Origin of the sequence: Catenuloplanes indicus, assembly GCF_030813715.1 — a bacterium.
In the GTDB taxonomy this organism is placed as follows: Bacteria; Actinomycetota; Actinomycetes; order Mycobacteriales; family Micromonosporaceae; genus Catenuloplanes; species Catenuloplanes indicus.
This window is the reverse complement of record NZ_JAUSUZ010000001.1, coordinates 8,683,482-8,707,625: the sequence shown is the minus strand read 5'-3', so window position 1 is coordinate 8,707,625 and position 24,144 is coordinate 8,683,482. Positions and strand designations below refer to the sequence as shown.

The following is a 24,144-nucleotide window of genomic DNA, read 5'->3' as shown; positions in this document are numbered from 1 at the left end:
GTCAAGCGCTGGACCCTCCCCCTGGGGGAGGGTCCACACTGAGGGGGTGCTGACGATCGGGGAGTTCTCGCGTGTGACCCACCTGAGCGTGCGGACCCTGCGCCGCTACCACGAGGGGGCGCTGCTCGAGCCGGCCGTCGTGGACGACGCGACCGGCTACCGCTACTACTCCGTCGAGCAGATCCCGACCGCGCAGGTCATCAACCGGCTCCGCGAGCTCGACGTCCCCTTGAGCGACGTGCAACAGATCCTGCGGACGCCGGACCCCGGCGCCCGGTCGGCCCTGGTCGCGGGCCATCTACGGCGCCTGGAGGCCGAGCTGGAGCGCACCCGGACAGCGGTCACCGCGCTACGCCGCCTCCTGCAGCCCGATCCTGCGCCGATCGAGGTAGAGCTACGCGCCGAGCCCGCCCGCGAGGTCGCGGCGGTGGAGGCCGTGCTCGGCGATGCCGACGTCGAGGCGTGGTTCGCCGGCGCGATGGCCGAGCTGGAAGCGGCCGTGGGCGCGGCAGCGACCGGACCGCCGGGGGGCACCTACGACAACTCCCTGTTCGAGGAGGGCCGCGGGCGGGCGCTGGTCTACCTGCCGACCCCCACCCCGCCGCGGACCGGACGGGTGCACGCCGTGACGCTGCCCGCCGCGGAACTGGCGGTGACCACCCACGTCGGCGAACACGAGGGCGTGGACGTCACCTACGGCGAGCTCGGTACATGGGTCGTGGAGAACGCGATGTCGGTGGCCGGGCCCGTGCGGGAGGTCTACCGCGTGGGGCCCCGGGACGTGAGCAATCCGGCCGCCTGGCGCACAGAGATCGGGTGGCCGGTGTTCCGCGTGACATGAAGACTTGCGGGCCTGCCTGCCCTGGAGCTGTGCGAGCGATTCCGCATGAGCACAGCTCCACGCTTCCGTCCGTGGCGCGACCGCAGCGGCGCAGCGTCCGGTCGGGTCCGGACCGGGGAATGCGGAAGATGGAATTCGTTGCAGCCGCCGTTGTCGCGGCAGGCGTCTCCGCGGTCACCTACCAAGCCTCCGCCGCCGAAGGCCCGCCGCTCCAGCCACCAGCCGGGCCGGCACCGGCGGCCCGTCGCCTTCCGGCCCTCGCCGCGGCCGGTCGCCGGAGCTCGGGTTCCGCTCAGCCAGGCCCGCATCTCCGCGCGGCGGCAGCCGGTGGTGCAGCACCGGCCCCGGCCCTGCCGGAACCCACCGCCAACACGCCCATGCCGGCGGCGCCCGGCACCGCCACCCGGCCCGCTGCGGGACAGTACAGGTGCAGGTCAGCCTATGTGAGTGTCCATCAGCTCCCGGGCGGTACTCGCGTAGTCACGCGCGGACAGGTGCGGCGATCACGGGCGTCCTGCTGGTCAAGCCCTCATCCCGCGGGCGGGGTCGACGGCCAGGTTTCAAGTGTCAAATTCTGTAACTCGCCACCTCAACAAGCGGATAAGTAATCCGTTTCTTCTGCTACGCTCGCCTCAAGTGGATAACCCATCCGTTTTGAGGGGGAGACCGTGCACCACCATGCGATCGTCACGGCCGGCACCGGCGGCATCGGCTTGGAAACCGCGCTCGGGCTGGCCGCGGCCGGCTTCGCCGTCACGGTCGTCGGCCGCGACGCAGGCCGCGGCGCACGGGCGGTCGAGCGGATCACGGCGGCGGCACCGGCACACCCGGCGCGTTTCCTGCGCGCCGATCTGGCCTCGCTCGACGAGGTCCGCGCGCTCGCCGCGCGCATCACCGCCGAGCACGCCGTACCCGGAAGACCGCTGAAGCTGCTGGTCAACAACGTCGGAGCGATGTTCGCCGAACGGCGTGACATCGGCGGGGTCGAGGCGTCCTTCGTGGTCAACCACCTCTCCCCGTACCTGCTGACCGAGCTGCTCCTGCCCACCCTGTCGCGCAGCGCGCCGAGCCGGATCGTGAACGTGACCTCGGGCGCGGCCGGTGTGGCCAAGCCCGTCTTCGACGCGGCCGAGCCGCCTGGCGGCTACTACGGCTTTCACTGGTACGGCCGGGCGAAGCTCGCCAACCTGGCCTACACCCTCGACCTGGCGGCACGGCTGGACGGATCCGGGGTGTCGGTCTTCGCCGCCGACCCCGGTGGCGCGGCAACCGGCATGACCACCGGCACGCTGGACGACCCGCGCATGGTCTCGCCGGGCCTGCGCCTGCTGTGGCCGCTGGTGCGGCGCAGGTTCGCCCGGTCGACCGCCGGCCCGGCATCCGTGGCCGCCCGCCCGTCGATCCTGGCCGGCACCGCGGCGGCCCTCGATGGCCGCACCGGCGTGGTGATCGGCGCGGACAGACTGCCGGTGGCGCCGTTCCCGGCTTCGACGCAGCCGCACATCGCTACGGCCGTACGCCGCCTGAGCGAGCGCCACGCACCGTTGACAGTGTTCTAGTGCTCGTCGCCGGAGGCGGTGGCCACCAGGTCGGGGATCGTGGTGTCGGTCAGGATGTGGATGGTGAGTTCGCGGCGGGTCGAGGGCAGCCAGAACAGCACCGGCCACCGCCAACGGGTCATGTCCGCAAGCCGCACGTAGTTGATGATCTTGTTGGCGAGGGCGGTCAGGCTTTCGGTGCCGAGATCCACTTCGAGCAGGAACGGCACCTGCCGGTCGTTCGGCCCAGTTACCGTGGGCGTCCGGGCGGGGCAGGCTGGTGAGCAGCATCGGGCTGGGGTCGTCGCTCGGTGCGGAAGAAGGCTCCTCTCTCTTGCGGCGCGGAGGCCCTCCCCGTCCTCCGTCACGTGGAGTACGCGAGCCTCTCCGGATGAAATGGCTCACTGGGGCGGGCCGCCCTAGCCAGGGCGGTGGCTGTCGGCGCGCTTTCGGGGATCGTAGGCGTCTCGCGGCAGGGCTGGGCCCCAGATCTCGTCGAAGTCGCCGTCGGAGAGTTTCCGAGCGATGGCGGCTTCGTCGAGCGACGCGCGGACCGCCGGCATCGAATGTGACGACGTCAGCGTGGCCAGGTGGCCGAAGCAGTCCCGCCGCCAATGGCGGTAGGCGCGGTTCGGCATGACATAGTCGACCAAGCGGAGCGCGGTCTCGGCGTAGCTGAGGAACGCGCCGTCGAAACACAGGGCGGTCTCGTAACAGGACCGCACCGTGCGGGCGTACGTGAGAATCGGGCCTTTGCTCGGATCGATCATGTGCTCGGCATAGGGCAGCATGGCCAGATCGACCGGTCGAGGGTCGACGGCGCCGGCCCACAGCGCGGCCACCAGGTCGAACGGTAGCGGATCGGCCGGGTCGGCGAGGCGGTGCGTCAGCCATTCCGCGGAGGCGGCCAGCAGGCCGAGAGTTCCTCGCACAGACATCAACAACAACTTCTGTACGATCGCCGACCGGCTGCCGTCGCTGGTGAAGCCGTGGCCGAAATCGTACTGATCCGGCTCCCAGCGGAAACCGATCGGCGAGCGTGCGATGGAGGCCGGTAGCACGAAGGGCAAAATATCACTCACCTGCCGCCGGCGGAGACGTGCCGGATCGAGGCGCTCGGACAGGTGCTCGACACCTGGGCGTGATCGTGACCAAGGCGGATTCTGACGTTCGCACGCTGACGCCGGTTGCGGTGACATGACCCGTATGTTCCCGGTCCGACTCGCGCCGACGAGTACGGCATCGAGGACGACATCCGGCAGTTCACCGGCTCGGTCACCTCCCGCCCCGCGCACAGTCGTGGTGGCGCGGCCACTGGTGGCCGTCGAAGCAGGCGCGGTGCGGCGATCGTGCCGGGCCGGTGCATCGGCCCCTGCCGGCGGCAGCCGGCTTCGGCCGTCGCTGGAGGGCCGGGCAGCTGCCTCGGCGCCGCGAGATCGCTGAACGCTTCACCGCCGTCGGCCGGCCCTCCCTGACGGGCCGAGACTGGAGATGATTGGACATCAGTAAATGTAATCGCCTTCCCGGCATGTCGAGCTTCGCATCCTGCGCGAGACGCCTCCTCGCCCCGACCGCCGCCATCTGGCACAACCGCGCCACCGGCCAACCAGTCACACGATCCCTGCTCGCCTACGACCACTAACCCGACATCGGAATTACTCGTCCAGGCCTGCCGGTTCCGGTGCTTCGTCCGGAGGCCACGTACGCCTGAGGCAGTGAATGGGCGGTTTAGGCGGTATCGCGGCGGGAACGCGCCACCGGGAACACCCGGAGTCCGGATTGCCGGCGACACGGTGACCTCGGCTTCGGCACCGGCCCGCGGGCCGGAGAGCCGATTCCACACCAGCGGTGTGGGTCCCGTACAAGGAGCGTTCATGGATCTGGTGGCTACGACAACCATCCGTAAACCCGCGTCGGAGGTGTACACGTTCTGGCGCGACCTGCAGAACCTGCCCACCTTCATGGCGCACCTGGAGCAGATTCGCACCACCGGTGACCGGACCAGTCACTGGACCGCCGCGGCCCCGTTCGGCAAGGACGTCGAGTGGGACGCGGAGATCACCGAGGAGACGCCCGGCGAGAGGATCGCGTGGCGCTCGACCGGGCACGCCGACGTGCCGAACACCGGCACGGTCCGGTTCGTACCGGCGCCGGACGGGGTGAGCACGGAGGTGCACGTCTCGCTGGTGTACGACATCCCGGGCGGCGCGGTCGGCAAGGCGGTCGCGAAGTATTTCGGGGAGGAGCCGCATCAGCAGCTCGACGACGACCTGCGCCGGCTCAAGCAGGTGCTGGAGACCGGCGAGGTGGTCCGGTCCGACGGTGCGCCGTGGGGCAAGCGGGCCCGCAAGGAGTTCCCGCAGCGTCCGGCGCAACCGCTGTCCGACGCCGAGCTCGAGAAGGGAGCGGACGCATGAGGGCGAACACCTGGGCCGGACGCAACAAGGTCGAGGTCCGCGACGTACCGGACCCGAAGATCCTGAACAGCCGCGACGCCATCGTACGGATCACCTCGACCGCGATCTGCGGCTCGGACCTGCACCTGGTCGACGGGTACGTGCCCACGATGCAGGACGGCGACGTCCTGGGCCACGAGTTCATGGGCGAGGTGATCGAGGTCGGCTCCGGCGTGCCCGGCGACCGGCTGCGTGTCGGTGACCGGGTGGTCGTACCGTTCCCGATCTCGTGCGGCGCGTGCGCGGCCTGCGCCGCCGAGCTGTACTCCTGCTGCGAGAACACCAACCCGAACGCGGGCATCGCGGAGAAGATGTTCGGCCACCCGGTCGCCGGCATCTTCGGCTACTCCCACCTGACCGGCGGGTTCGCCGGCGGTCAGGCGCAGTACGCGCGGGTGCCGTTCGCCGACGTCGGCCCGCTGAAGATCGAGGCGGACCTGACCGACGAGCAGGTGCTGTTCCTGTCCGACATCCTGCCCACCGGCTACATGGGCGCCGAGATGTGCGACATCCAGCCCAGCGACGTGGTCGCGGTGTGGGGCGCCGGCCCGGTCGGCCAGTTCGCCATGGACAGCGCCCGCGTGCTCGGCGCCGCGAAGGTGATCGCGATCGACAAGGAGCCGTACCGGCTCCGGATGGCCGAGCAGGCCGGCCACGTACCGGTCAACTTCGACGAGGTCGACGTGCGCTCCCGGCTGCTGGAACTGACCGGCGGCCGGGGCCCGGACAAGTGCATCGACGCGGTCGGCCTGGAAGCCACCCACGGCAGCGCGCACATCGGCGCGTACGACCGCATCAAACAGGCCGTCCGCTCGGAGACCGAACGCCCGCACGCACTCCGGCAGGCGATCATGTCGTGCCGCAGCGGCGGGGTGGTCTCGGTCATCGGCGTCTACGGCGGCTTCCTGGACAAGTTCCCGGCCGGCGCCTGGATGAACCGCTCGCTGACCCTGCGCACCGGCCAGTGCCACGTGCAGCGCTACATGAAGCCGCTGCTCGGGCGCATCGAACGCGGGGAACTCGACCCGACCCGGATCATCACCCACACACTGCCGCTGGACGAGGCCGCACGCGGCTTCGACATCTTCAAGAACAAGCAGGACGACTGCGAGAAAATCGTCCTCAAACCATGACCGATCCCGGGCGTACGGCCGCCGGGCGGCTGCTGTCGATCCGGCGGGTGTCACTGTCGCTCGCCGCCGGCGTCGCAGTCGCCGCGGTGGCCGTCGTACTCGGCGCACCGGAACTGAGCGCGCTGCTGGGCTGGATCGTCACAGCCGGGCTGATCCTCGCCGGGGTGTGGCGGATCAGCTGGCCGCAGGACCCGGCGGGGACCGAGCGACTGGCCGAGGCGGAGAGCCGGTCACGATCGACCGACCCGGCCGTGCTGATCGTCGTGACAAATCTCGGGCAGCCATCCTGACCCGACCGCCGCCGGGCCACCGGGAACCGGAGCGGCGCCGTGACAGACACGTTCCAGGGTGACAACGCGCCGCCGGGGTCACCACGGTGTCCCCGGCGGCGCGGAGGCGCTGCCGGCCTCGTTCCCGGCGCTGGTGACGGAGCGGGACCGGCGGTCAGGGCTTGCGGCCGACCGCGGTCCACACGTTGATGTCGGAGCGGTCCGGGATGGCCGTGCCCGGGTCGGGGCGCCACTCGCTCGCCGGGACCACGCCCGGGTCGATGATCTCCAGGCCGTCGAAGAGGGCGGCGAACTCGTCGCGTGGACGGGTCCACACGTCGGAGCGGCCGGCCTCGACCAGCCGGCGGTAGAGCGCCTGCTGCTCGGGGGTGCCGAAGTCGGAGGTGGCATGCGTGGCGACCAGGTAGCTGCCGGACGGCAGCGCGTCCAGCAGGCGGCCGACGATCGGCTTGGCGGCGCCGTCACCGTGGATGAAGTGCAGGACCGCGATCAGCATCAGGCCGACCGGCTCGGTCAGGTCGAGCGTCTCGCTCAGGATCGGGTCGGCGAGGATCGACTCCGGGTCGTTCAGGTCCGCCTCGATGTACGCGGTCCGGCCCTCGGGGCTGGAGTTGAGCAGCGCGCGGGCGTGCACCATGACCAGCGGGTCGTTGTCGACGTAGACGATCCGGCTGTCCGGGGCGTGCCGCTGCGCGACCTCGTGCGTGTTGTCCGCGGTCGGCAGGCCGGTGCCGATGTCGAGGAACTGCCGGATGCCGGCCTCGGCCGCGAGGAAGCGGGTCGCGCGCTGCAGCAGAGCCCGGTTCGCGATCGCGCCGTCCCGTACCTTGGGGAAGTGTTTTTCCAGCTCGTCGCCGGAGGCGCGGTCCGCGGCGAAGTGGTCCTTGCCGCCCAGCCAGTAGTTGTACCGCCGGGCGGGGTGCGCCACGGACGGGTCGATTCCTGGGGCGGCGGCGGCCGCGCTGGTGTCGTCCACGCCTGCACGATAGCGCCACCGACGGCGCGGTCCACAAGCGACCGGGTGACGGCCGTTACGTGGCCGATTCCTACCTGAGATGTAAGGATTTGCCCGTGTACGAGGGAGCGGTCGCGCTCGGTGTCGTGCTGCTCACGGCCACGGTGTCCGGCCTGTGGTGGCGGCACCGGACCGGCCGGATCAGAGCGGAGGCACCGGTGGACGAGCACCGCCTCGATCCCGCGCTGCGTGACGCGCTCGGCGTGCTGCCGGGCGAGGTGACGCTGCTGCAGTTCTCCACCGCGTTCTGCCAGCCGTGCCGGGCCACCCGCGCGGTGCTGGCCGGTGTCGGCCGCGACGTCGACGGCGTCCGGCACGTCGAGGTGGACGCGGAGAGCCACCTGGAGGCGGTGCGCGCGCTGAACGTGTGGGCGACGCCGACCACGCTCGTCATCGACCGGGAGTCCCGGATCGTCGGCCGGGCCGGCGGCGTGCCGACCCGGCCCCAGGTGCTCGCGGCGATCGCGGCCCTTCAGAAAGAAGAACAGTGAACGGTATAGACCCGCGCGGTCCGCGTTTCGGCGCCGCGATAACCTCCGTCGTCCTGGCGATCGTGGTGGTCACCGGCTCCGGCTGGCTCGCGCTCGCACAGACCCTGGTCTTCACGATCAGCGCGGCAGTCCCGAGCCTGGCACCGTACGGCCTGATCTACCGCACGCTGGTCGCACCGCGGCTGGCCCCGCCCGCCGAGCTGGAGGCGCCGGAGCCGCCGCGGTTCGCGCAGCTGGTCGGCATGATCTTCACCGTGGTCGCGACGATCGGCTACCTCTCCGGCGCACCGCTGATCGGCATGATCTTCACCGGGTTCGCGCTGTTCGCCGCGTTCCTCAACGCCGCGTTCGGGTTCTGCCTCGGCTGCCAGATGTACCTGGTCATCCGGCGGCTCGCGCCCCGCTGACGCCGCGCGCCGGGGGCAGCATGTCGTCGAACGGCAGCGGTGCCACCCGCGCGGAGTCGTCCATGGTCGCGGTCACGTTCGCCCAGCGGCGCAGCGTGGCCGTGGCCGCGGCCGCGTCGTCCGGATTCAGCCGGGAGATGTTCGCCCCGTGGTTCGCGCCCGGCGCCACGTACCGGTACGAGTCGCGGCGGCTGGGCGTGAACGCCTCCGCGCCCCACGGGTCGTTCTCGCCGTAGATGAACAGCATGCGCGGCGCGGACGTGCGCACCCACAGGTCGACGTCCAGCATCGGGAACGGGTTGTGCCGTTCACGCAGCTCCCGGGGCAGCGCGGAGAGCGCGCTGTAGAGCCCGGGGTACCTCGTCAGGCCGCGCAGGTGGTCGAACCGCAGGCTGGGCCAGCCGAGCTGGGTCGCGGCCTGGTAGTAGTACGGCCAGTAGTGCTCCAGCGTCTGGTCGGTGTAGAACGACCAGCCCGCGACCGCGTCGAACCAGGCGTAGATCTCGTCGTCGGTCGCGGTCACCGGCGGCACGGTCGCGCAGTCCGCGGCCGTCCGGTACTGCCAGAACGCCCACACCGTGTCCAGCACGGTCATCTCGAACGCCCGGTCGGCGGTGCCGAGCGTGCGGCCGAACGTCCATCCGGCCGCGGCCGCGGCCGCCTCCAGCCGGGGCACCAGCGACGCGCGCCGTTTCAGCGCCTCACGCTGCATGTCGTCGAGCGCGCGCCGGCAGCCCGCGTCCGCCACGGTGGCGAAGAACCGGTCGTACGCGCCGTCGAGGTCGTTGAGCACGTCGTTCGGCGCGACGTAGGCGACCACGCCGTCCACGTCGCCGGGGTAGAACCGGCGGTGGTAGACCGAGGTCATGCCGCCCTTGCTGGCGCCGGTCTGGATCCACTTCCCCGAGTAGACCGACTTCAGCGCGGTGACGATGCGGTGCTCGTCCGTCGCCTCCTGCCAGATGGTCAGGTCGGACCAGTCGGCCGGGGACGGCCGGGACGGCGTGAAGAACCGGTGCTCGACGGACACCTGGTTCGCGTCGAGCAGCCGGGTCGGCTCGGTGCGCGACGCGGTCGGCGTGACCGGCAGCCCGTAACCGCTGGTGGCGAGCACCACCGGCGCGTCCAGCGAGCGGTGCAGCAGCGTCAGCCGCTGCTCGTAGCCGCCGCGCCCGGGATGCCGGTGGTCGGCCGGCTGCCGGTAGGTGAGCACGAAGAACCGGTAGCCGGCGGGCGCGGTCTCCGACACCACGGTCAAGCCGGGAATGGCGGACAGCCGGTCGAGGAGGTCATCGGCCGCGGACGCGGGAACGGCTGCCGACGCCGGCACAGCCGGGGCGATCAGGGCCAGCACGAGGACGAGGATCGTCAGCACACGACTGCGCATTGACAGATCCTAATAGATCATCCGTCCGTGCGTGTCCCCGATCCCGGACTTGCGGAAGAAATACGTGTTGATCTGGTCGCGCCACTCGATCGCGGACCGCACCTGCTCGTCCAGCAGCGCCGCCACCCGGGCGTGCACGTCCGGGTCGAGTGCCAGCCGCCGCCAGCGCTCGCGGGCCGCCTCCACCCGCGTCACGCCGTCGAAGTGCGTGTCGTAGATGTGCTGGATCACGGTCCGGCCGGAGCGCAGCACGTGCGTGTACGGCACGTGGTGCAGGAACAGCAGCAGCTCGTCCGGGCAGTCGGTCAAGGACTCGTAGACACCGTTCCAGGGGTACGGGTAGAGCCCGGCGAACCCGGTACCGGTCGCCACCGTGCGGTCCACGCCGACGCCGTCGCGGTCCGCGAAGTGGTAGGTGCCCCAGGGCGTGTACTCGTACCCGTCCACGTCCGGCCCGTAGTGATGACCGGGCCGGACCATGAACCCGACGCCGAGCGGCGCGGTGTAGCTCTCGTACGTACGCCAGGAGTCGTCCATGACGTCGTGCAGCCCCGCACGCGTACCGTCGTCCGGGTCGAAGGTCAGCGTGATCCACTCGTCCAGGATCTCGGCCGGCGTCAGCGACGGGTCCCAGGCCAGGCGGCCGAACGCGTAGAGGTTCGCCTGCGCCAGCGGATGCCCGGTCCAGAACGGGTCGTCGCCGGTGTTCGCGACCGCGACCAGCTCCCCCACCGTACCCGCGATCGGTGGCCCGTCGTCACCGCGCGGCCGGAACCGGAGGATCTCCGACCACATCGGCGCCAGATAGCAGACGTGTTTCTGCTGGCCGGTGTACTCCTGGGTGGCCTGCACCTCCAGCGCCAGCCGGGTACGCGGCATCGCGGCCAGCACCGGCGAGACCGGCTCGCGCGGCTGGAAGTCCATCGGGCCGTGCTTGACCTGCACGGTCACGGTGTCCGCGAACGCGCCGTCGAGCGGCGTGAAATGGTCGTACGCGGCCCGCGCCCGGTCGGTGGAGCGGTCCCGCCAGTCCTGCCGGTGGTCGTAGACGAACGCCCGCCAGTGCACCGTCGCGCCGTGCGGGGCGAGCGCCTCGGCCAGCATGTTCGCGCCGTCCGCGTGTGTGCGGCCGTAGGCGAACGGGCCCGGCTGCCCCTCGGAGTCGGCCTTGACCAGCACGCCGCCGAAGTCCGGGATCCGCTCGCAGACCTCGCCCAGCGTCAGCGCCCACCACGAGCGCACGGCCGGGTCCAGCGGGTCCGCGGTGTCCAGGCCGCCGAGCAGCATCGGCGCGGCGAAGCTGACCGCGAGGTGGACGCGGATGCCGTACCGCCGGAAGGGCTCGGCCAGCAGCTCGATCTCGGGGAGCCGGTCGGTGAGCAGGCGTGCCTCGGTCGCGTGCACGTTGACGTTGTTGAGCGCGACCGCGTTGATGCCGACCGACGCCAGCAGCCGGGCGTAGTCGCGGATCCGGGGCAGGTCGGCGGTGCGCAGCGCGCCGGCGGACCAGAACAGCGAGCCGCCGGCGTAGCCGCGCTCGACCTGGCCCATCACCGGGTGCACGTCGACGTTGTCCCAGTGGTCGAGCATGCGGCGCGGGAACGCCGGTCGGCTCGCCACGCGCGGGCCGGGGGTGAACGCGGACTCCCCCATCCGTACCGTGGCGAAGAGCCCGTGCACGAGCCCGGCGTGCGTCGCGGCCGTGACCGTGGTCCCGCGGTCGTCGCGGGTGATGGCGTAACCGTCGTGGCCGGTCCCGGTCAGCGTCAGCGTCAGGTCGGCCTCGCCGGCGGTGACCAGCCGGCCGCCGTGCGCCGCGCAGGCGGCCTCCACCTCGTCGCGTACCGTGCCGGGCACGTCGACGCGCACGCGGCGCGTGCCGATCGGGCGCCACGCCGCCGCGGGCAGCCAGGCCGGATGTGTAATGACATTCGTCAATGAGATCCCTCCCAGGCGAGTCTGGAAGGGCCGTCACGCTCCTGTCAACGCCGTCACGCGTCCGTCCAGCGCGGTATCAGCGCGGCCTGACCCGCCTCCAGGTTCCACACCGTGACGTCCTCTGTCCAGAACGGACGGCCCTCCCGGGTGACCCGCAGGCCGCGGTAGCCGCGCACGAAGCCGTTGCGGCGCACCGACTCCAGGAACTCGGCCCGGGCGGTACGGTCGGCCGCGGCCGCGGAGAGCCGGGACGGCAGGCCGGTGAACTCCTCGCGGTCGTAGCCGAACAGCCACTGCGCGGTGCGGTTCGCGTAGACGAACCGCGGGTCCGCGGCGTCGTCCTGCGCCAGCAGGCCGAACGGCGCCTCGTGGAGCCAGGTCTCCGCGTCGGCGCCGGACAGCCCGGCGGGCAGCATCACCGCCGCCGCCACCGCCGGCGAGATCCGCCCCGGTCAGGACGCGGCCGAACTGATGTGGGGCGTCGGCGGCATCTGCGCCGGCGCCGGCCGGAACTCCCGCTACGACGCCCGCCGTCTGGTCCTGCTGCTCATCGCGGGTCTGCGCCGCTGAGCAGCGCGGCCACCACGTCACCCTTGCCGTTCGTGTACGCCGCGCGGTCCTCCGGATACCGCCGGTGCAGGTCCCGCTTGACCGTCTCGTACCGCAGCCGGGCCTCGGGACTGCGCCGCAGCAGGTCACGGAGGCACAGGTAGTTCCGCCACTGCCGGCCCCCGAACGGCACGACGTGCAGGTGGGCGACCCGGTGGCCCGGACCGGACTCCAGGACGAAGACCAGCCCGCCGTCGTCCCCCGCGTCGCCCTGATAGAGCCAGCCGGCGCTCGCCAGCCGTACCGCGACCGGGTCTGGCTCTTGATCTGGCTGGACGCCGGCGGCCAGGTCGACGATCGGTTTCGCGAGCAGCCCCGGCACCGATGCCGACCCGACCACCTCGACGCCCGCGACCGCGTCGCCGAGGGTCCGCGACACCCCCTCGCGCAGGGCTTCGCCGGCCGCGATCCACGCCGCCGTCACCCGTTCCAGCCGCACCGTCCCGCGGGCCAGCCCCAGCCCCGCCGCCACCAGCCCGTCCACGTGCCCAGCGTAAATCGCTGGCCCGGCCGGCCGGGGATCGTGAGGATCGGGGCGTGGTGACGTTTCTGGAGACCCGGCGGCTGGTGTTACGGGAGTTCACGGCCGGCGACGTGGAGCTGGTGGTGGGGCTGCACTCCGATCCGGCGGTGATGGAATTCCTGACCGGCGGAAAGGCGCAGGCGCGGTCCGACGTCGTGGAGAAGGTGCTGCCGGCATTCACCCGGGACTATCCGGATCGGGGGGCCTGGGCCGCGTTCGAGAAGGAGTCCGGGGCGTTCGCCGGGTGGTTCGCGTTGTCGCCGGTGGCGGGTCACGACCGTACCGTGGTGGACCTGGGGTATCGGTTGTGCACGGCCGTATGGGGACGCGGACTGGCCACCGAAGGCGCGCGGGCCCTGATCGACAAGGCGTTCGGCGAGCTGGGCGTCGAGCGGATCGTGGCGGACACGATGACGGTCAACGTGCGGTCGCGGCGGGTACTGGAGGCGGTGGGCCTGCGGTATGTGCGGACGTTCTTCGGCGAGTGGCCGGAGACCATTCCGGGAGCGGAGCACGGGGACGTGGATTATGCGCTCGACCGGAGTGAATGGGCGGCGCGCTGAAAAAATGTCGTACCCCGGTGGCATTCTGCCGGGCATGGCATATCTGACTCCGATCCCTGCCGAAGAGCCCCGGCCGCGGCAGGTCATCTCCCAGCGGGACGCACGGACGCGTCTCGCCCACCTTCTCGCTCGCACCGGTCCCGCCGACATCGTCACCGTGATCGCGGACGGCGACCGGCCGCTCGCGGCTCTCGTCCCGGTCCAGGCTGCGCAGAGTGCGGCGGAGGCGGCGGCCGCCGCACGCCGCGCGGAGAAGAGCGCCGCGGGCTGGTCGGCCCGCCTGGAGAAGCTGCGGGCCCAGCTGCTGACCCGGCACGCGGCGGAGACGGACGAGCTGGTCCGGGCGCTGGCCGAGGCCTGGGCCGAGCTCGACCGCCGCAGCCCACCCGGCCGCGACGCCACCGTCGACCACCTGCGCGCGGCCCACCGCCCACTGCTCCACGACGACCGCCGCCACGCGGCGTGATCGACGACCGCAGCCGGGGCCTGAGCCAGGCCCACGGCGCCGTACTGCGGCTCGGACGCCCGCATGTGGAGGCGGCCCGATGGAGCTCGACGCGTTGCCGCCGGCCGTCATCGGCCTCACGTCGAGCGGCAGCGCCGGCCCGACGCCGGGTCGGCATCCGGCAACGCCGAGTCCACGCCGTCCAGGGCGGCGGCGAGCTCGGCCGCGTGCTGGAAGGCGGGCTCGGTGGCATCGTCGAGGGCAGCGTCGATCAGGGTGGACAGGTCCGCGGGAAGCTGCGGGCGGCGGTGCCGGACGGGGACGGGGCGTTCCCGCAATACGACCGCGACCGGGTCGGTGCCGGAGCGGAAGTCGCGTGGTGGTGCGCCGGTCAGCATCCAGTACAGGCAGGCGGTGACGGCCCAGAGATCGACGTCGGGGCGCGCGTATTTGTAGTCGACGAGCTGGTGCCGGGGCATGAAGGCGATCGTGCCGGCGATCGCCCCGGTGGGGGTGCGGCCGCTGAGACCGGCTTGGTCGTACGCCTTGGCCAGCCCGAAATCGGCGATCTTGAGCGTCCGGCCGGAGGTCAGCAGCAGGTTCTGGGGTTTGATGTCACGGTGGACGAGGCCGCGGCCGATCGTGGTGGTGCCGTCGGCCAGCAGGACCGGGACCTCGGCGGTGTGGGCGTAGGCCAGGGCGTCGAGTGCCTGCCGGGTCAACCGGAGCGCCTCGCTGACCGGCAGCGGCGCGGTGGGGTGGCCCCCGGGGCAGTACTCGGCTACGTATCCCGGTGGGTGGGGCAGGGAGCGGTGGAAGCGGACGATGTTGGGGTGGTCGAGTGCGGCCGTGCAGTCCATCTCGCGGCGGAACAGGTCGGCCGCGTCCGGGGCCAGCAGGGTCTTGACGGCCACCATGGTGCCGGTGACCTGTTCGCGGGCCAGGTGGACCACGCCTTGTGCGCCCCGGCCGAGCTCCCGCACGATGGTCAGGCCGTCGCGGTCCGGCGGGTGGATGCCGACCCGGATGATCGTGTTGCCCAGGCGCACCAGGTCACCGTCGCGCAGGTCCCGCTTCGTGATGATCGCTCCGTTCACCCGGGTGCCGTTGCGGCTGGCAAGGTCGCGTACGGTGACCCGCGGTGGCCTGATCGTCAGACGGCAGTGGCGGTGTGACACCTGCGGGTCGGCCACCACGAGGTCGCATTCCGGGCCCCGGCCGATCAGCATGCTGGTGTCGTGGGTGAGGACGCGCTGCGCGCCCCCGGTCGACACGCTCACGGTCCACAGGTCAGTCACAGTCGGCTTCCCAGGCCAGTTGCCAGACCCGCAGTTCGTCGGCGAGGTCGGCGGTGGTGAGGACGGTGCCGTCGGCGTTCACGGCGATGCTGTGCACGGTCTTGGTGTGTCCTTCCAGGGTGCGCAGCAGCCGCCCGGTCGGTGCGTCGATCACGTGCACGTGGTGGGACAGTCCGGAGACCACGGCGAACGTGCCGGCCGGGCCGAGCGCGAACGCGTACGGCATGTCCGGCACCGGCAGGCGGTGACGCACGTGGCCGGTAGCGGCGTCGAAGAGGGTCAACTCGCTTGATCCGGCCACGGCGCCCAGCCGGCGGTCGGGGCTGAGCGCGATCCGTGTGCCGAAACCGCCCGACATCGCCTCGAGCTGGAACAGTTTCGCGCCGGTCACGGTATCGCGGCCGGTCACGGTGGTCTCGTCGCCGAGCAGCAGGACCCGGCCGTCGGCGGCGAAGTGCAGCCGGGCGTCGCGGTCGACCGGGACCCCGGGGTCGGTGCCGGACGTCCAGGCCGCTCCGGGAGCGCCGAACGGCCATGCCATCGCCCGCCCGGTATCGTCGAGCGCGGCCGCGAACCGGCCGTCCGGGCTGAGCGCCACCGCGATCAGCCGGCGGTCCCGTACCCGTGCCGTGGCCAGGGCAGCGCCGGTGCGCACGTCGTACAGCCGCAGCGTGCCGGTGTCGTCACCGGTCACCGCCCGGCCGCCGTCCTGGTCCAGATCGAACGCGGTGATACGACCCGCCTCACCGGACAGGACCTGCTCGGCCCCGCTGCCGGTGTGCAGCCGGCGAAGGACGCCGCTACGGGTCAACGCCAGCACCACGGTGTCGCCGAGCGCCCACCGGAGTTCGTGGGCGGCACCGCCGGTGCCGCTGAACGTGTGCGCGACCCGGGCGCTGCCGGCCTCCCGCAGTTCGACCTCACCGCTCCAGAGCGGGGCGGCGATGGCCGCCCCGTCGGCGCGCAGCGCCACCACCGGGGGCTGCAGGAGGTGCCCGAAGCCGTCGAGGCGCCACAGTTCCCAGCAGGCCAGCAGCTGCGCGCGCCGGCCGTGTGCCAGCAGCCGCCGCCAGGCTGAGAAGACCTCCGGGTGCCGGGCGTAGTCGGGCTGGTCGCGGGCCGAACGCAGCGCGTCGGCTGCAGCGGCGAACGAGCCGTCGTCGATGAGCGCGTGGACGCGCTGCCGCAGCCCGGCGAAGCTCTCCTCGGCCCGGTGCAGGTCGGCGGCGGCGCGCGGCCGGGCGTAGCACCATGGGGCCGAGTAGCCGCCGTCCGGCAGCGTACGCAGCGCCACCTGGCCGTCGTCGCCGCCGAGCGCGGCCACCGTGCTGTCCGGGCTGATCGCGGCACGCCACACGTAGTCGAGTCCGTCGTCGAGTTCCGCGACGGGGCCGCCGGTGCCGCGCCGCGGGTCGAACACCCGGGTCGGGACGCCCCGCCAGCCGGCGACCAGCAGCCGTTCACCGTCCGGGGAGAGCACCATGGATCTTTCGGTGCGGCCGTCGCGGAACGGGTGCGGGCTGTCGCCGCCACCGCCGCGCTCGACGTCGAACCAGCGCAGTGGGCCGTCGGCGTAGGCGACCACCGCGAAAGTCGCCGCGGGCGACAGCGCGGCCTGGTCGCCCGGCACGGTGTGGATCGGGAGGCCGTTGCGGTGCCGGCCGCGCAGCGGCCCGGCCCAGGCTTCGACCAGTTCCCCGGCGGCCACGTCCCAGGTGCGGAATGTACCGTCGGGCCGGCTGCCGGAGTCCTCACCGAATGAGGCGGACAGCAACTGGTCGCCGGTACGGCTCAGTGCGAGCAGGTTCGCCGGCCCGGTGTGCCCGGCCAGCCAGCAGACCTGCCTCTGCGCGGCCGGCTCAAAAACCGTGATCAGGCCCTGCTCGCTGCCGATGGCGGCATACCGGCCGTCGCCGCTGATCGCGACGGAGACGATCCCGGTCAGGTTCCGCCGCGCCTCGCGCTCACCACGGGACAGATCCCAGAACTCGATCGTGCCGTCCTCGCGCAGTGACACGGCGTGCCGGCCGGCGTCGTCCATGGCGAGCCTCACGACCCGTGCGCCGCCGCCGAGCTTGCGGATCACCGTTCCGGAGCGGAGGTAGAGCCCGCCGGCCACGTCACCGCACAGCAGCGGGTCGCCGCCGGGGCCGACCGCCACCGCGGTCACCCGGTCGCCGCCGGTGCGCACGTCCGCGCGGACCTGAGCCGACCGGCGCTCCACCTCGGCGAGGGCCTCCGTGACCTCGGGTGCGGGCGACGCCGCACGCAGCAGCGCCGCCGCGTCGCCGCCGCGTTCCAGCTCGATCGCACCTTGGAGGAAGGCGCCACGCTCGTCGTCCCCCGCCGCCCGGGCCGCCGCCACGGCGGAGACGACCTCCTCGCCGGTCATGTCACCGGACCGCCACCGGTACAGGCTCAGGTTGTACACCGACGGCAGGTGGTGGGGGTCGGCGGTGACGGCCTCCCGCCACAGCTGTTCTGCCTCCCTGGTCCGCCCGAGGTCGTACAACGACAGCGCCTGGTTGGACAGACCGTCCGCACGCAACAGCGCCGGGCGCGGCACCGGGCGGGGGTAGTCACGGCCCGCCACCTCGGCGTAGACGGCGATCAGCCGCGCGGCCAGGTCCCCCAAGTCGTCCGGCCGGTCCGCCGGGTCGTCGGCGAAGCACTCGGCCAGCAGGCCGGCCACCGCCGGGGGCATCATCTGCCGGAACGCGGGCAGGGCCGCACCCGCCGCCTGCCCGTACCGGGTGGGTGGCCGGCCGGCGAACATCTCCAGCAGGGTCACCGCCCACGACCAGACATCCGTGGCCCGGGTGAGGCGGACGGGGGTGTCGGCGTGGAACGCGGCGGCCTGTTCCGGCGAGCAGTAGGCGGGCGTGCCACCACCGAAGGTGACCGAACCGGGCGGGCCGGGCCGCCGGGCACCGCCGGTGGAGGCCCGGGACAGCCCGAAGTCGGTCACCTTCGCGGTGCCGTCCGGTGCCAGCATCACGTTGGCGGGCTTGACGTCCTGATGCACCAGACCGGCGTCGTGCGCGTGCCGCAGCCCCCAGGCGATCTGCACCGCGAGGTCGAGAATCGCCGGCACGGCCAGTCCCCGCTGTCCGGCCAGGCTCCCGCCGTCCACCCACTCCGCGAACGCCCGCGGCATCCCGTCGATCGTGCGCACGTACACGCAGTTGACCACGTGCGGATGCAGGCCCAGCCCGACCCAGGTACCGGCCTCCTCGCGGAACAGATCGTGGCCATGATCATCACGTGGTGTCTTCACCGCCAGGTCGACCTGCCACCCCAGGTGCCGCACCCGGTGGACCAGGCCCATCCCGCCGGATTCCAGCACGTCGAGCACCTCGTACTGCCCGGCGACGACCTGCCCCCGCGTCCAGGTCATGGCTCAGTCGGCCAGCGCGACGAAGATCGGTGAGCCGACCAGGACCGTCATGCCCGCACGGGGATCCAGTTCCGGATACGGGCTCGGGCCCTGGCCGAGGCGTTTGGCCACGAACTCCAGCTCCTGCTCGGTGCCGCGCAGCTGCCGGGCGGCGAGATGCACGGTGGCGAGCGCCTCCGCCCCGCCCTCCTCGGCGAGCACCGACCGCAGCCCTTCGACCATCCCCGGCAGGGTCGAGGAACCACTCGGCTCGCCCTCCCCGGCGACGTGCGCCCGGCTGCCGCCGAGGCCGACCACCGTACGCGAGGTCGCCCCGGCGAACCACACCAGTTCGCCGCCGACCGGCCCCCACCGCATCCGCATCCGCCCGCGGAAGTACTGGCCAGGCTCGTCCACCGTGCCCACGTCGGCGAAGTCGTCCAGATAACGCACCACGCGGTCCAGCCGCGCGATGCGGTCGGAGGTCGCCTCCACCTTGCGCTTACCGGCGGCCACCCTCAGGTTGAAGCCGATCTCCGTCTCCCTGGTACGCCCGAACGCCGGATCGATCTGGGGAAGCAGAATGTCGACTTTGGAATCACTGATGTAGAGGTAATAGCGAAGCGACACTCCGTCACTGTACCCAGCGCGCGCCATGCTCCGGGTACGCCGGACATCACCGCCGACGGCTCACCCGGTGCGGGGCAGCACCACCCCGCGACGCACCGGATGATTTCGTTCCGGACAACGATTGACTCGGCGGCAGCATCCGCACGAACATTGAGCGAAGCCGATGCAATGCCGGCCGCGTCGGGCACACGCGGCCGAACCCCGCGGACGGGCCGGGCGCCGTCCACAGACCATCGACCTCCCCTCGGGGGCACCGGTGTGACGCCGGCGTCCCGTTCCAGTAGGAGAACAGTCGTGCCTGTCCCCCGCTCGCGGCGCACCGTGCTCACGGCCGGCGCCGCCACCGTGATCACCGCGGCCGCTATCGCCCTCACCGCCCCGGCCGCCTCGGCGGCCGCCGATCCGAACACGCCCGTGCGGGTCAACCAGGCCGCCTACACCCCCGGCACCGCCAAGCAGGCCACGCTGCTCAGCTCCGCCACGTCGCCGGTCACCTGGACACTGCGCAACGCCGCGGGCACCACGGTCACGACCGGCCAGAGCACGGTACGCGGCACCGACTCGATGTCCGGCGACCGCGTGCACACGATCGACTTCTCGTCCTACGACACCGTCGGCACCGGCTACGTGCTCTCCGCGGCGGGCGCCGACAGCTACCCGTTCGACATCTCCGCCGAACCGGTCGAGCGGCTGCGCTACGACGCGCTGGCGTTCTTCTACCACCAGCGCAGCGGCACTCCGATCCAGGCGCAGTACGTCGGCGCGGCACACGCGCGCCCGGCCGGGCACGTCAACGTCTCGCCGAACCAGGGCGACGCCGGCGTCGCCTGTCGCGCCTCCTGCGGCTACACCCAGGACCTGCGCGGCGGCTGGTACGACGCCGGCGATCACGGCAAGTACCTGCCCAACGGCGGCATCTCCACCTGGCAGCTGCAGAACGAGTACGAGCGCGCGATCACCGTGGCCGGGGCCGACGCCGACGCGCTCGGCGACGGCACGCTCGCCATCCCGGAACGGGCCAACGGCGTGCCGGACATCCTCGACGAGGCCCGCTGGGAGCTGGAGTTCCTGCTGAGGATGCAGATCCCGGACGGGCGCACCGACGCCGGCATGGCCCGGCACAAGATGGGCGACGAGAACTGGACCGCCCTGCCGATGCGCCCCGAGCTCGACCCGCAGCGGCGCCTGTCCTCGGCACCCAGCACCGCCGCCACCCTCAACCTGGCCGCGGTCGCCGCCCAGGCCGCCCGGCTGTGGCGGCCGTTCGACGCAACCTTCTCGGCGACCGCCCTGGCCGCGGCCCGCAAGGCCTACACGGCGGCGAGTGCCAACCCCACCCGGTACGCCGACGCGAACGACACCAACGGCAGCGGCACCTACCTGGACGACAACGTCACCGACGAGTTCTACTGGGCCGCCGCCGAGCTGTACGTCACCACAGGCGAGAGCAGCTACCGCACGGACGTGACCAGTTCGTCGCTGTTCCGGGGCGTCAGCTTCAACACGCAGGGCTACGACTGGTGGTGGACGGGCGGTCTCGGCGACACCACGCTCGCGCTGGTCCCCAACGGTCTGACCGCGGGCGACGTGGCGGCGACCCGGCAGGCGCTCACCGCGTTCGCCGACCGGATGCTGTCGGTCATGTCCACCGCCGGATACCCGGCGCCGAACACCGCCTACGGCTGGGGCTCCAACGGCAACGTCGCGAACAACGCCAACGTGCTGGCGCTCGCCCACGACTTCACCGGCGCGCAGAAGTACCGTGACGGCGTCTACCAGACGCTGAGCTACCTGCTCGGCCGGAATCCGCTGAACCGCTCCTACATCGCCGGGTACGGCGACAATCCGGTGCAGAGACCGCACCACCGGTTCTGGGCCCACTCCCTGGATGCCTCGCTGCCCGCCCCGCCCGCCGGAGCGGTCGCCGGCGGGCCCAACCGGGACCTGCAGGACCCTGTCGCGGCAGCACAGCTGGCCGGATGCGCCCAGCAGCGCTGTTACATCGACAACATCGAGGCGTACTCGGTGAACGAGGTCGCGCTCAACTGGAACTCCGCGGTCGCCTGGCTGGCGAACTGGGCGGCCGAGAAGGCCGGCGGCGGCACGAGCGGCCCGTCACCGACCCCGCCCGTGTCACCGACCCCGCCGGTGTCACCGACCCCGCCCGCCGCCGGCCCGTGCCGGGTCACCTACCGTGCCGACAGCTGGAACAGCGGATTCACCGCCTCGATCACCGTCACCAACACCGGCGCGACCGCGTGGAACGGCTGGACCCTGCGCTTCTCCTACGCCGACGGGCAGACGGCCGGGCAGGCGTGGTCGGCCACCGTCAGCCAGTCCGGCACCGCGGTCACGGCCACGAACGCGTCGTGGAACGGCACGGTCGCGCCCGGCGGCACGGCGAGCTTCGGCTTCACCGGCGCCCACACCGGCCGCAACACCGACCCGACCGCCTTCACCGTCAACGGCGCCGCCTGCTCCTGATGCCGCCGGATCAGCCGGCACGGCGGGCGAAGCCGGTGAATCCGGACGTCCTCCATGCCGGCTGGGTATGCCGGGTCACACCCGGCAGCCGGCCGACTCGGCGAACAGGTCCAGCTCCTCGCGCGGACGGCGATATCGCATGTCGTGACCGCCTCGAGGCCGGCCAGCCAGTTCGACAGGACCTGCTCGGCGGCCGGAGGTCGCACCGCGCGGAGCGTAGCCAGCGCCGCCCCGTGTCCGCTCATGCCGTCGATCGAGCGGTTACGTCTTCGGCTTCCAGCCGTCGTGATCCGCACGGCCTCGGCCTCGGTATGCCGTCCGGGCCGGCGGAGGGCTACAGCGCCCACCCCGGGTTGTAGCCGGGCCGGCCGGCGTAGGCGGAGGCCAGGGCGCGCAGGGTGTCGCACGGCGTCTCCACCGGGGCTCGATCGTGGTCGTCGAGGGTCATGTCGCCGCAGGAGGTGCACCAGCCGAGCCCGTCATCGCGGTGCATCTCCAGGATCGCGCGGTGCGCGGCTGCGACGGTGCCGGGTTCATGGTCGCCGTCGAGCTGGGTGCGTAGCCAGGTGACCAGGTCGGTCATGATGCCTCCCGCGTGTGGGCCGCGACCGACGTTACGTGCGGAGCGCTGCGAGCCGGTGAGCGGGTACCGACGAGCGTCCGAGGCGACGTGATCGGACCGTAGGCACATTGAGCTAGCTCGACCCGGTTGCGGCGGCCAACGTGGTCATCCGGCCGGCGATATGGACCTTGCCACCCTGCTGCCGATGGCCGGTTCGCCCGTGGTCTCAGCGTTCGCCGCGCCGCATCGCGGCCCTGTCCCGGTCGACCAGGGGCGCAACCGTCTGTACGGACAGGACTTCTGGGCCGCTGCCGACGAAGCGGCAGGCACCGATAAGGAAGGCGCCGCCCGACCACAGTCCGCGCCGAATCGATCCGGAGCCTGCGCCAGAGCGCGCCCGGCGACGCCGCACACTTCGGGGAGCACACCTCGGTCCCACCCCCCGGTAGAACGCGGCCGCCCCTGGTGTCGCACATCGTGCACCGCATCGGTTCCGATCATCGAACGACAGGTCAGCTCCATCGTGGTGGCCGGAAGCGGGAAGACCGGCCTGCCGGTCTAGGAGGCAGCCGGGAGCAGCAGGTGGTCGAGGCAGAGATCGAGGGCGGCCTCGAGGTGGTCGGCGGAGCCGGTGGAGATGAGGACGCTGACGCCGCCCTGGATGGCGGTGATGACGGCGGCGGCGGTGCGGTCCGGGTCGAGGGCGGGGTCGGCCTCGCCGTTGGCCTGGGTGGCCTGGATGCCGAGGCGGACGCATTCCTGCCAGCGCCGGATCAGCTGGGCCGTGACCTCGCGGGCGGCGGGGCTGTGCCGGCCCACGTCGGCGATCAGGACGCCGAGCGGGCAGTGGATGCCGCGGTCGCGGTAGTTGCCGATGATCAGGTCGCGCCAGGCCTGCCAGGCCGCGCGGGAGGTGAGTTCCTCGAGGTAGGGGCGCTGGTCGTCGAAGACGTTCGCGGCCTCGTGCTCGGTGACCGCGAGCAGCAGCTGCTCGCGGCCCTGCGGGAAGTAGTGGAACATCTGGCTCTTGCCGGTGGCGCTGCGCCGGCCGACGTCGTCGAGCGTGACGGCGTTGATGCCGCGTTCGCGGATCTCGGCGGCGGCGGCCTCGACGATGCGCAGGCGGGTCGCGGCGCCCTTCCTGGTGGTCACCGGAATACTGTACTTGCAGGTACATTTTTCGGAAAATAGCGTGGCCGCCATGAAGGCAATGGTGATCACCGAGCCCGGTGGGCCCGAGGTGCTGCGGCTGCGGGAGCGGCCCGCGCCGCGGCCCGGGCCCGGGGAGATTCTGATCGACGTCCGGGTGGCGGGCGTGAACTTCTTCGATACCGCGATCCGCCGGCTCGCGCAGGCCGAGGTGCCGGGCGTGGAGGGTGCCGGCGTGGTGACGGAGGTCGGGGCGGGCGTGCGCGACCTGGCCGTGGGCGATCGGGTCGCGTGGCTGCACATGAGCTACGGCAGCTACGCCGAGCAGATCGTGCTGCCGGCGGACGGCGTGGTGCGGATCCCGGACGCGATCGACGACGAGACCGCGGCGGCGCTGATGGTGCAGGGGCTGACGGCGCATCACTTCGCGACCGTGTCGCATCCGGTGCGGCCGGGGGACGTCACGCTGGTGCACGCGGCGGCCGGCGGCGTCGGGCTGATGCTCACCCAGCTGATCAAGGCGCGTGGCGGGACCGTGATCGGACTGGTGTCCCGGCCGGAGAAGGTCCCGGTCGCGTCCCGCGCGGATCACGTGCTGGTCAGCAGCGGGGGCGCGTTCGTGGACCGGGTGCGGGAGCTGACCGGCGGCGAGGGGGTCCACGCGGTGTTCGACGGCGCGGGCGCGAGCACGTTCGAGGCGTCGATGTCGGTGCTGCGGCGGCACGGCACGTTCGTGTTCTACGGCCCGCTGATCGGCGAGCCACCGACCGTGCGACTGAGCGAGCTGCCGCGCAGCATCAGCATCACGTACCCGACGCCGGAGGATCACGTCGACACGCCGGAGAAGCTGCGGGCGCACACGTCGGAGCTGTTCGGGCTGGTGGAGAGCGGTGCGCTGACGGTCCGGATCACCGGGCGGTACGCGCTGGCCGACGCGGCGCGGGCGCACGCCGCGATCGAGTCGCGCGCGACCACGGGCAAGCTGCTGCTGTTCCCCTAGATTAGAACG

General features: G+C 72.2%; 23 protein-coding genes and 2 pseudogenes. 13 read left to right on the top strand and 12 right to left on the bottom strand.

Annotation, left to right across the window (positions count from 1 at the left end; all coding sequences use genetic code 11):
• The first annotated feature begins 46 nt into the window (after nucleotides 1-46).
• Entirely contained in the window at nucleotides 47-841 is a 795-nt protein-coding gene (locus tag J2S42_RS39055) for a MerR family transcriptional regulator (protein ID WP_307247685.1), read from the top strand.
• A gap of 668 nt (nucleotides 842-1,509) precedes the next feature.
• Nucleotides 1,510-2,400, top strand: coding sequence for an SDR family NAD(P)-dependent oxidoreductase (locus J2S42_RS39050; protein ID WP_307247673.1), 891 nt, complete (start codon nucleotides 1,510-1,512; stop codon nucleotides 2,398-2,400).
• On the opposite strand, the gene J2S42_RS39045 is transcribed toward J2S42_RS39050, so the two are convergent.
• Together J2S42_RS39045 and J2S42_RS39040 are read right to left on the bottom strand one after the other, a co-directional pair.
• The gene (locus J2S42_RS39045; RefSeq protein ID WP_307247672.1) at nucleotides 2,397-2,609 is read right to left on the bottom strand and encodes a replication-relaxation family protein; all 213 of its coding nucleotides are present in this window, start codon (nucleotides 2,607-2,609) and stop codon (nucleotides 2,397-2,399) included. The genes J2S42_RS39050 and J2S42_RS39045 overlap by 4 nt on opposite strands.
• Before the next feature lie 189 nt (nucleotides 2,610-2,798).
• Entirely contained in the window at nucleotides 2,799-3,440 is a 642-nt protein-coding gene (locus tag J2S42_RS39040; protein ID WP_307247671.1) for a hypothetical protein, read from the bottom strand.
• Nucleotides 3,441-3,919: 479 nt separating this feature from the next.
• Here J2S42_RS39040 and J2S42_RS42150 point away from each other — a divergent pair.
• The 4 genes and pseudogenes from J2S42_RS42150 to J2S42_RS39025 form a co-directional block, all read left to right on the top strand.
• Nucleotides 3,920-4,021: pseudogene (locus J2S42_RS42150) on the top strand (IS982 family transposase); the annotation flags it as partial.
• A gap of 232 nt (nucleotides 4,022-4,253) precedes the next feature.
• Nucleotides 4,254-4,796 (top strand): SRPBCC family protein, encoded by a 543-nt coding sequence (locus J2S42_RS39035; protein WP_307247670.1) that lies wholly within the window; start codon nucleotides 4,254-4,256, stop codon nucleotides 4,794-4,796.
• The gene (locus tag J2S42_RS39030; protein ID WP_307247669.1) at nucleotides 4,793-5,968 is read left to right on the top strand and encodes a zinc-dependent alcohol dehydrogenase; all 1,176 of its coding nucleotides are present in this window, start codon (nucleotides 4,793-4,795) and stop codon (nucleotides 5,966-5,968) included. The genes J2S42_RS39035 and J2S42_RS39030 overlap by 4 nt, the downstream gene beginning before the upstream one ends.
• The gene (locus tag J2S42_RS39025) at nucleotides 5,965-6,258 is read left to right on the top strand and encodes a hypothetical protein (RefSeq protein ID WP_307247667.1); all 294 of its coding nucleotides are present in this window, start codon (nucleotides 5,965-5,967) and stop codon (nucleotides 6,256-6,258) included. Before J2S42_RS39030 ends, J2S42_RS39025 begins: the two co-directional genes overlap by 4 nt.
• 154 nt (nucleotides 6,259-6,412) lie before the next feature.
• Here the strand turns inward: J2S42_RS39025 and J2S42_RS39020 are convergent, their stop codons facing one another.
• Nucleotides 6,413-7,234, bottom strand: coding sequence for an SAM-dependent methyltransferase (locus J2S42_RS39020; RefSeq protein ID WP_307247665.1), 822 nt, complete (start codon nucleotides 7,232-7,234; stop codon nucleotides 6,413-6,415).
• A 95-nt stretch (nucleotides 7,235-7,329) separates the two neighbouring features.
• Here J2S42_RS39020 and J2S42_RS39015 point away from each other — a divergent pair, with 95 nt between their 5' ends.
• Together J2S42_RS39015 and J2S42_RS39010 are read left to right on the top strand one after the other, a co-directional pair.
• Nucleotides 7,330-7,764 (top strand): TlpA family protein disulfide reductase, encoded by a 435-nt coding sequence (locus J2S42_RS39015; protein WP_307247663.1) that lies wholly within the window; start codon nucleotides 7,330-7,332, stop codon nucleotides 7,762-7,764.
• Nucleotides 7,761-8,171, top strand: coding sequence for a DUF4395 domain-containing protein (locus tag J2S42_RS39010; protein ID WP_307247661.1), 411 nt, complete (start codon nucleotides 7,761-7,763; stop codon nucleotides 8,169-8,171). Before J2S42_RS39015 ends, J2S42_RS39010 begins: the two co-directional genes overlap by 4 nt.
• Here the strand turns inward: J2S42_RS39010 and J2S42_RS39005 are convergent.
• Genes J2S42_RS39005 through J2S42_RS38995 form a run of 3 tightly spaced genes read right to left on the bottom strand, consistent with a single transcriptional unit; the run spans nucleotide 8,146 to nucleotide 11,912 of the window.
• Complete coding sequence (locus J2S42_RS39005; RefSeq protein WP_307247659.1) at nucleotides 8,146-9,558, bottom strand: S28 family serine protease; 1,413 nt, start codon at nucleotides 9,556-9,558, stop codon at nucleotides 8,146-8,148. The genes J2S42_RS39010 and J2S42_RS39005 overlap by 26 nt on opposite strands.
• Before the next feature lie 9 nt (nucleotides 9,559-9,567).
• The gene (locus J2S42_RS39000) at nucleotides 9,568-11,496 is read right to left on the bottom strand and encodes an alpha-glucuronidase (protein ID WP_307247657.1); all 1,929 of its coding nucleotides are present in this window, start codon (nucleotides 11,494-11,496) and stop codon (nucleotides 9,568-9,570) included.
• A 53-nt stretch (nucleotides 11,497-11,549) separates the two neighbouring features.
• Nucleotides 11,550-11,912: an MEKHLA domain-containing protein gene (locus J2S42_RS38995; RefSeq protein WP_307249279.1), complete on the bottom strand. Its 363-nt coding sequence runs from the start codon at nucleotides 11,910-11,912 to the stop codon at nucleotides 11,550-11,552.
• Between J2S42_RS38995 and J2S42_RS38990 the strand changes: the two are divergent.
• Nucleotides 11,911-12,066 (top strand): annotated as a pseudogene (locus J2S42_RS38990) (TetR family transcriptional regulator); the annotation flags it as partial. The gene J2S42_RS38995 and the pseudogene J2S42_RS38990 sit on opposite strands and share 2 nt — an antisense overlap.
• Here J2S42_RS38990 and J2S42_RS38985 read toward each other — a convergent pair.
• On the bottom strand, nucleotides 12,044-12,589 hold the full coding sequence (locus tag J2S42_RS38985) for a GrpB family protein (protein WP_307247656.1): 546 nt from the start codon (nucleotides 12,587-12,589) through the stop codon (nucleotides 12,044-12,046). The pseudogene J2S42_RS38990 and the gene J2S42_RS38985 overlap by 23 nt on opposite strands.
• Nucleotides 12,590-12,642: 53 nt before the next feature.
• On the opposite strand from J2S42_RS38985, the gene J2S42_RS38980 reads away from it, so the two are divergent.
• Together J2S42_RS38980 and J2S42_RS38975 are read left to right on the top strand one after the other, a co-directional pair.
• Nucleotides 12,643-13,191, top strand: a complete 549-nt coding sequence (locus J2S42_RS38980) for a GNAT family N-acetyltransferase (protein WP_307247655.1) — start codon at nucleotides 12,643-12,645, stop codon at nucleotides 13,189-13,191.
• A gap of 34 nt (nucleotides 13,192-13,225) precedes the next feature.
• A complete protein-coding gene (locus J2S42_RS38975) occupies nucleotides 13,226-13,657 on the top strand; it encodes a type II toxin-antitoxin system Phd/YefM family antitoxin (protein ID WP_307247653.1) in 432 nt (143 codons plus the stop codon).
• Between the two features lie 116 nt (nucleotides 13,658-13,773).
• On the opposite strand, the gene J2S42_RS38970 is transcribed toward J2S42_RS38975, so the two are convergent.
• Genes J2S42_RS38970 through J2S42_RS38960 form a run of 3 tightly spaced genes read right to left on the bottom strand, consistent with a single transcriptional unit; the run spans nucleotide 13,774 to nucleotide 18,940 of the window.
• Nucleotides 13,774-14,934, bottom strand: coding sequence for a protein kinase domain-containing protein (locus J2S42_RS38970; RefSeq protein ID WP_307247651.1), 1,161 nt, complete (start codon nucleotides 14,932-14,934; stop codon nucleotides 13,774-13,776).
• Complete coding sequence (locus J2S42_RS38965) at nucleotides 14,927-18,331, bottom strand: serine/threonine-protein kinase (RefSeq protein ID WP_307247649.1); 3,405 nt, start codon at nucleotides 18,329-18,331, stop codon at nucleotides 14,927-14,929. The genes J2S42_RS38970 and J2S42_RS38965 overlap by 8 nt, the downstream gene beginning before the upstream one ends.
• Before the next feature lie 3 nt (nucleotides 18,332-18,334).
• Nucleotides 18,335-18,940, bottom strand: coding sequence for a DUF7019 family protein (locus tag J2S42_RS38960; RefSeq protein WP_307247647.1), 606 nt, complete (start codon nucleotides 18,938-18,940; stop codon nucleotides 18,335-18,337).
• A 294-nt stretch (nucleotides 18,941-19,234) separates the two neighbouring features.
• On the opposite strand from J2S42_RS38960, the gene J2S42_RS38955 reads away from it, so the two are divergent.
• Complete coding sequence (locus J2S42_RS38955) at nucleotides 19,235-21,424, top strand: glycoside hydrolase family 9 protein (RefSeq protein WP_307247645.1); 2,190 nt, start codon at nucleotides 19,235-19,237, stop codon at nucleotides 21,422-21,424.
• A gap of 334 nt (nucleotides 21,425-21,758) precedes the next feature.
• Here J2S42_RS38955 and J2S42_RS38950 read toward each other — a convergent pair whose 3' ends face one another.
• Together J2S42_RS38950 and J2S42_RS38945 are read right to left on the bottom strand one after the other, a co-directional pair.
• On the bottom strand, nucleotides 21,759-22,007 hold the full coding sequence (locus J2S42_RS38950) for a DUF6221 family protein (protein WP_307247643.1): 249 nt from the start codon (nucleotides 22,005-22,007) through the stop codon (nucleotides 21,759-21,761).
• Between the two features lie 537 nt (nucleotides 22,008-22,544).
• On the bottom strand, nucleotides 22,545-23,138 hold the full coding sequence (locus J2S42_RS38945) for a TetR/AcrR family transcriptional regulator (protein ID WP_307247641.1): 594 nt from the start codon (nucleotides 23,136-23,138) through the stop codon (nucleotides 22,545-22,547).
• A gap of 49 nt (nucleotides 23,139-23,187) precedes the next feature.
• Here J2S42_RS38945 and J2S42_RS38940 point away from each other — a divergent pair, with 49 nt between their 5' ends.
• A complete protein-coding gene (locus J2S42_RS38940) occupies nucleotides 23,188-24,135 on the top strand; it encodes a quinone oxidoreductase family protein (RefSeq protein WP_307247638.1) in 948 nt (315 codons plus the stop codon).
• Nucleotides 24,136-24,144: the final 9 nt, after the last annotated feature.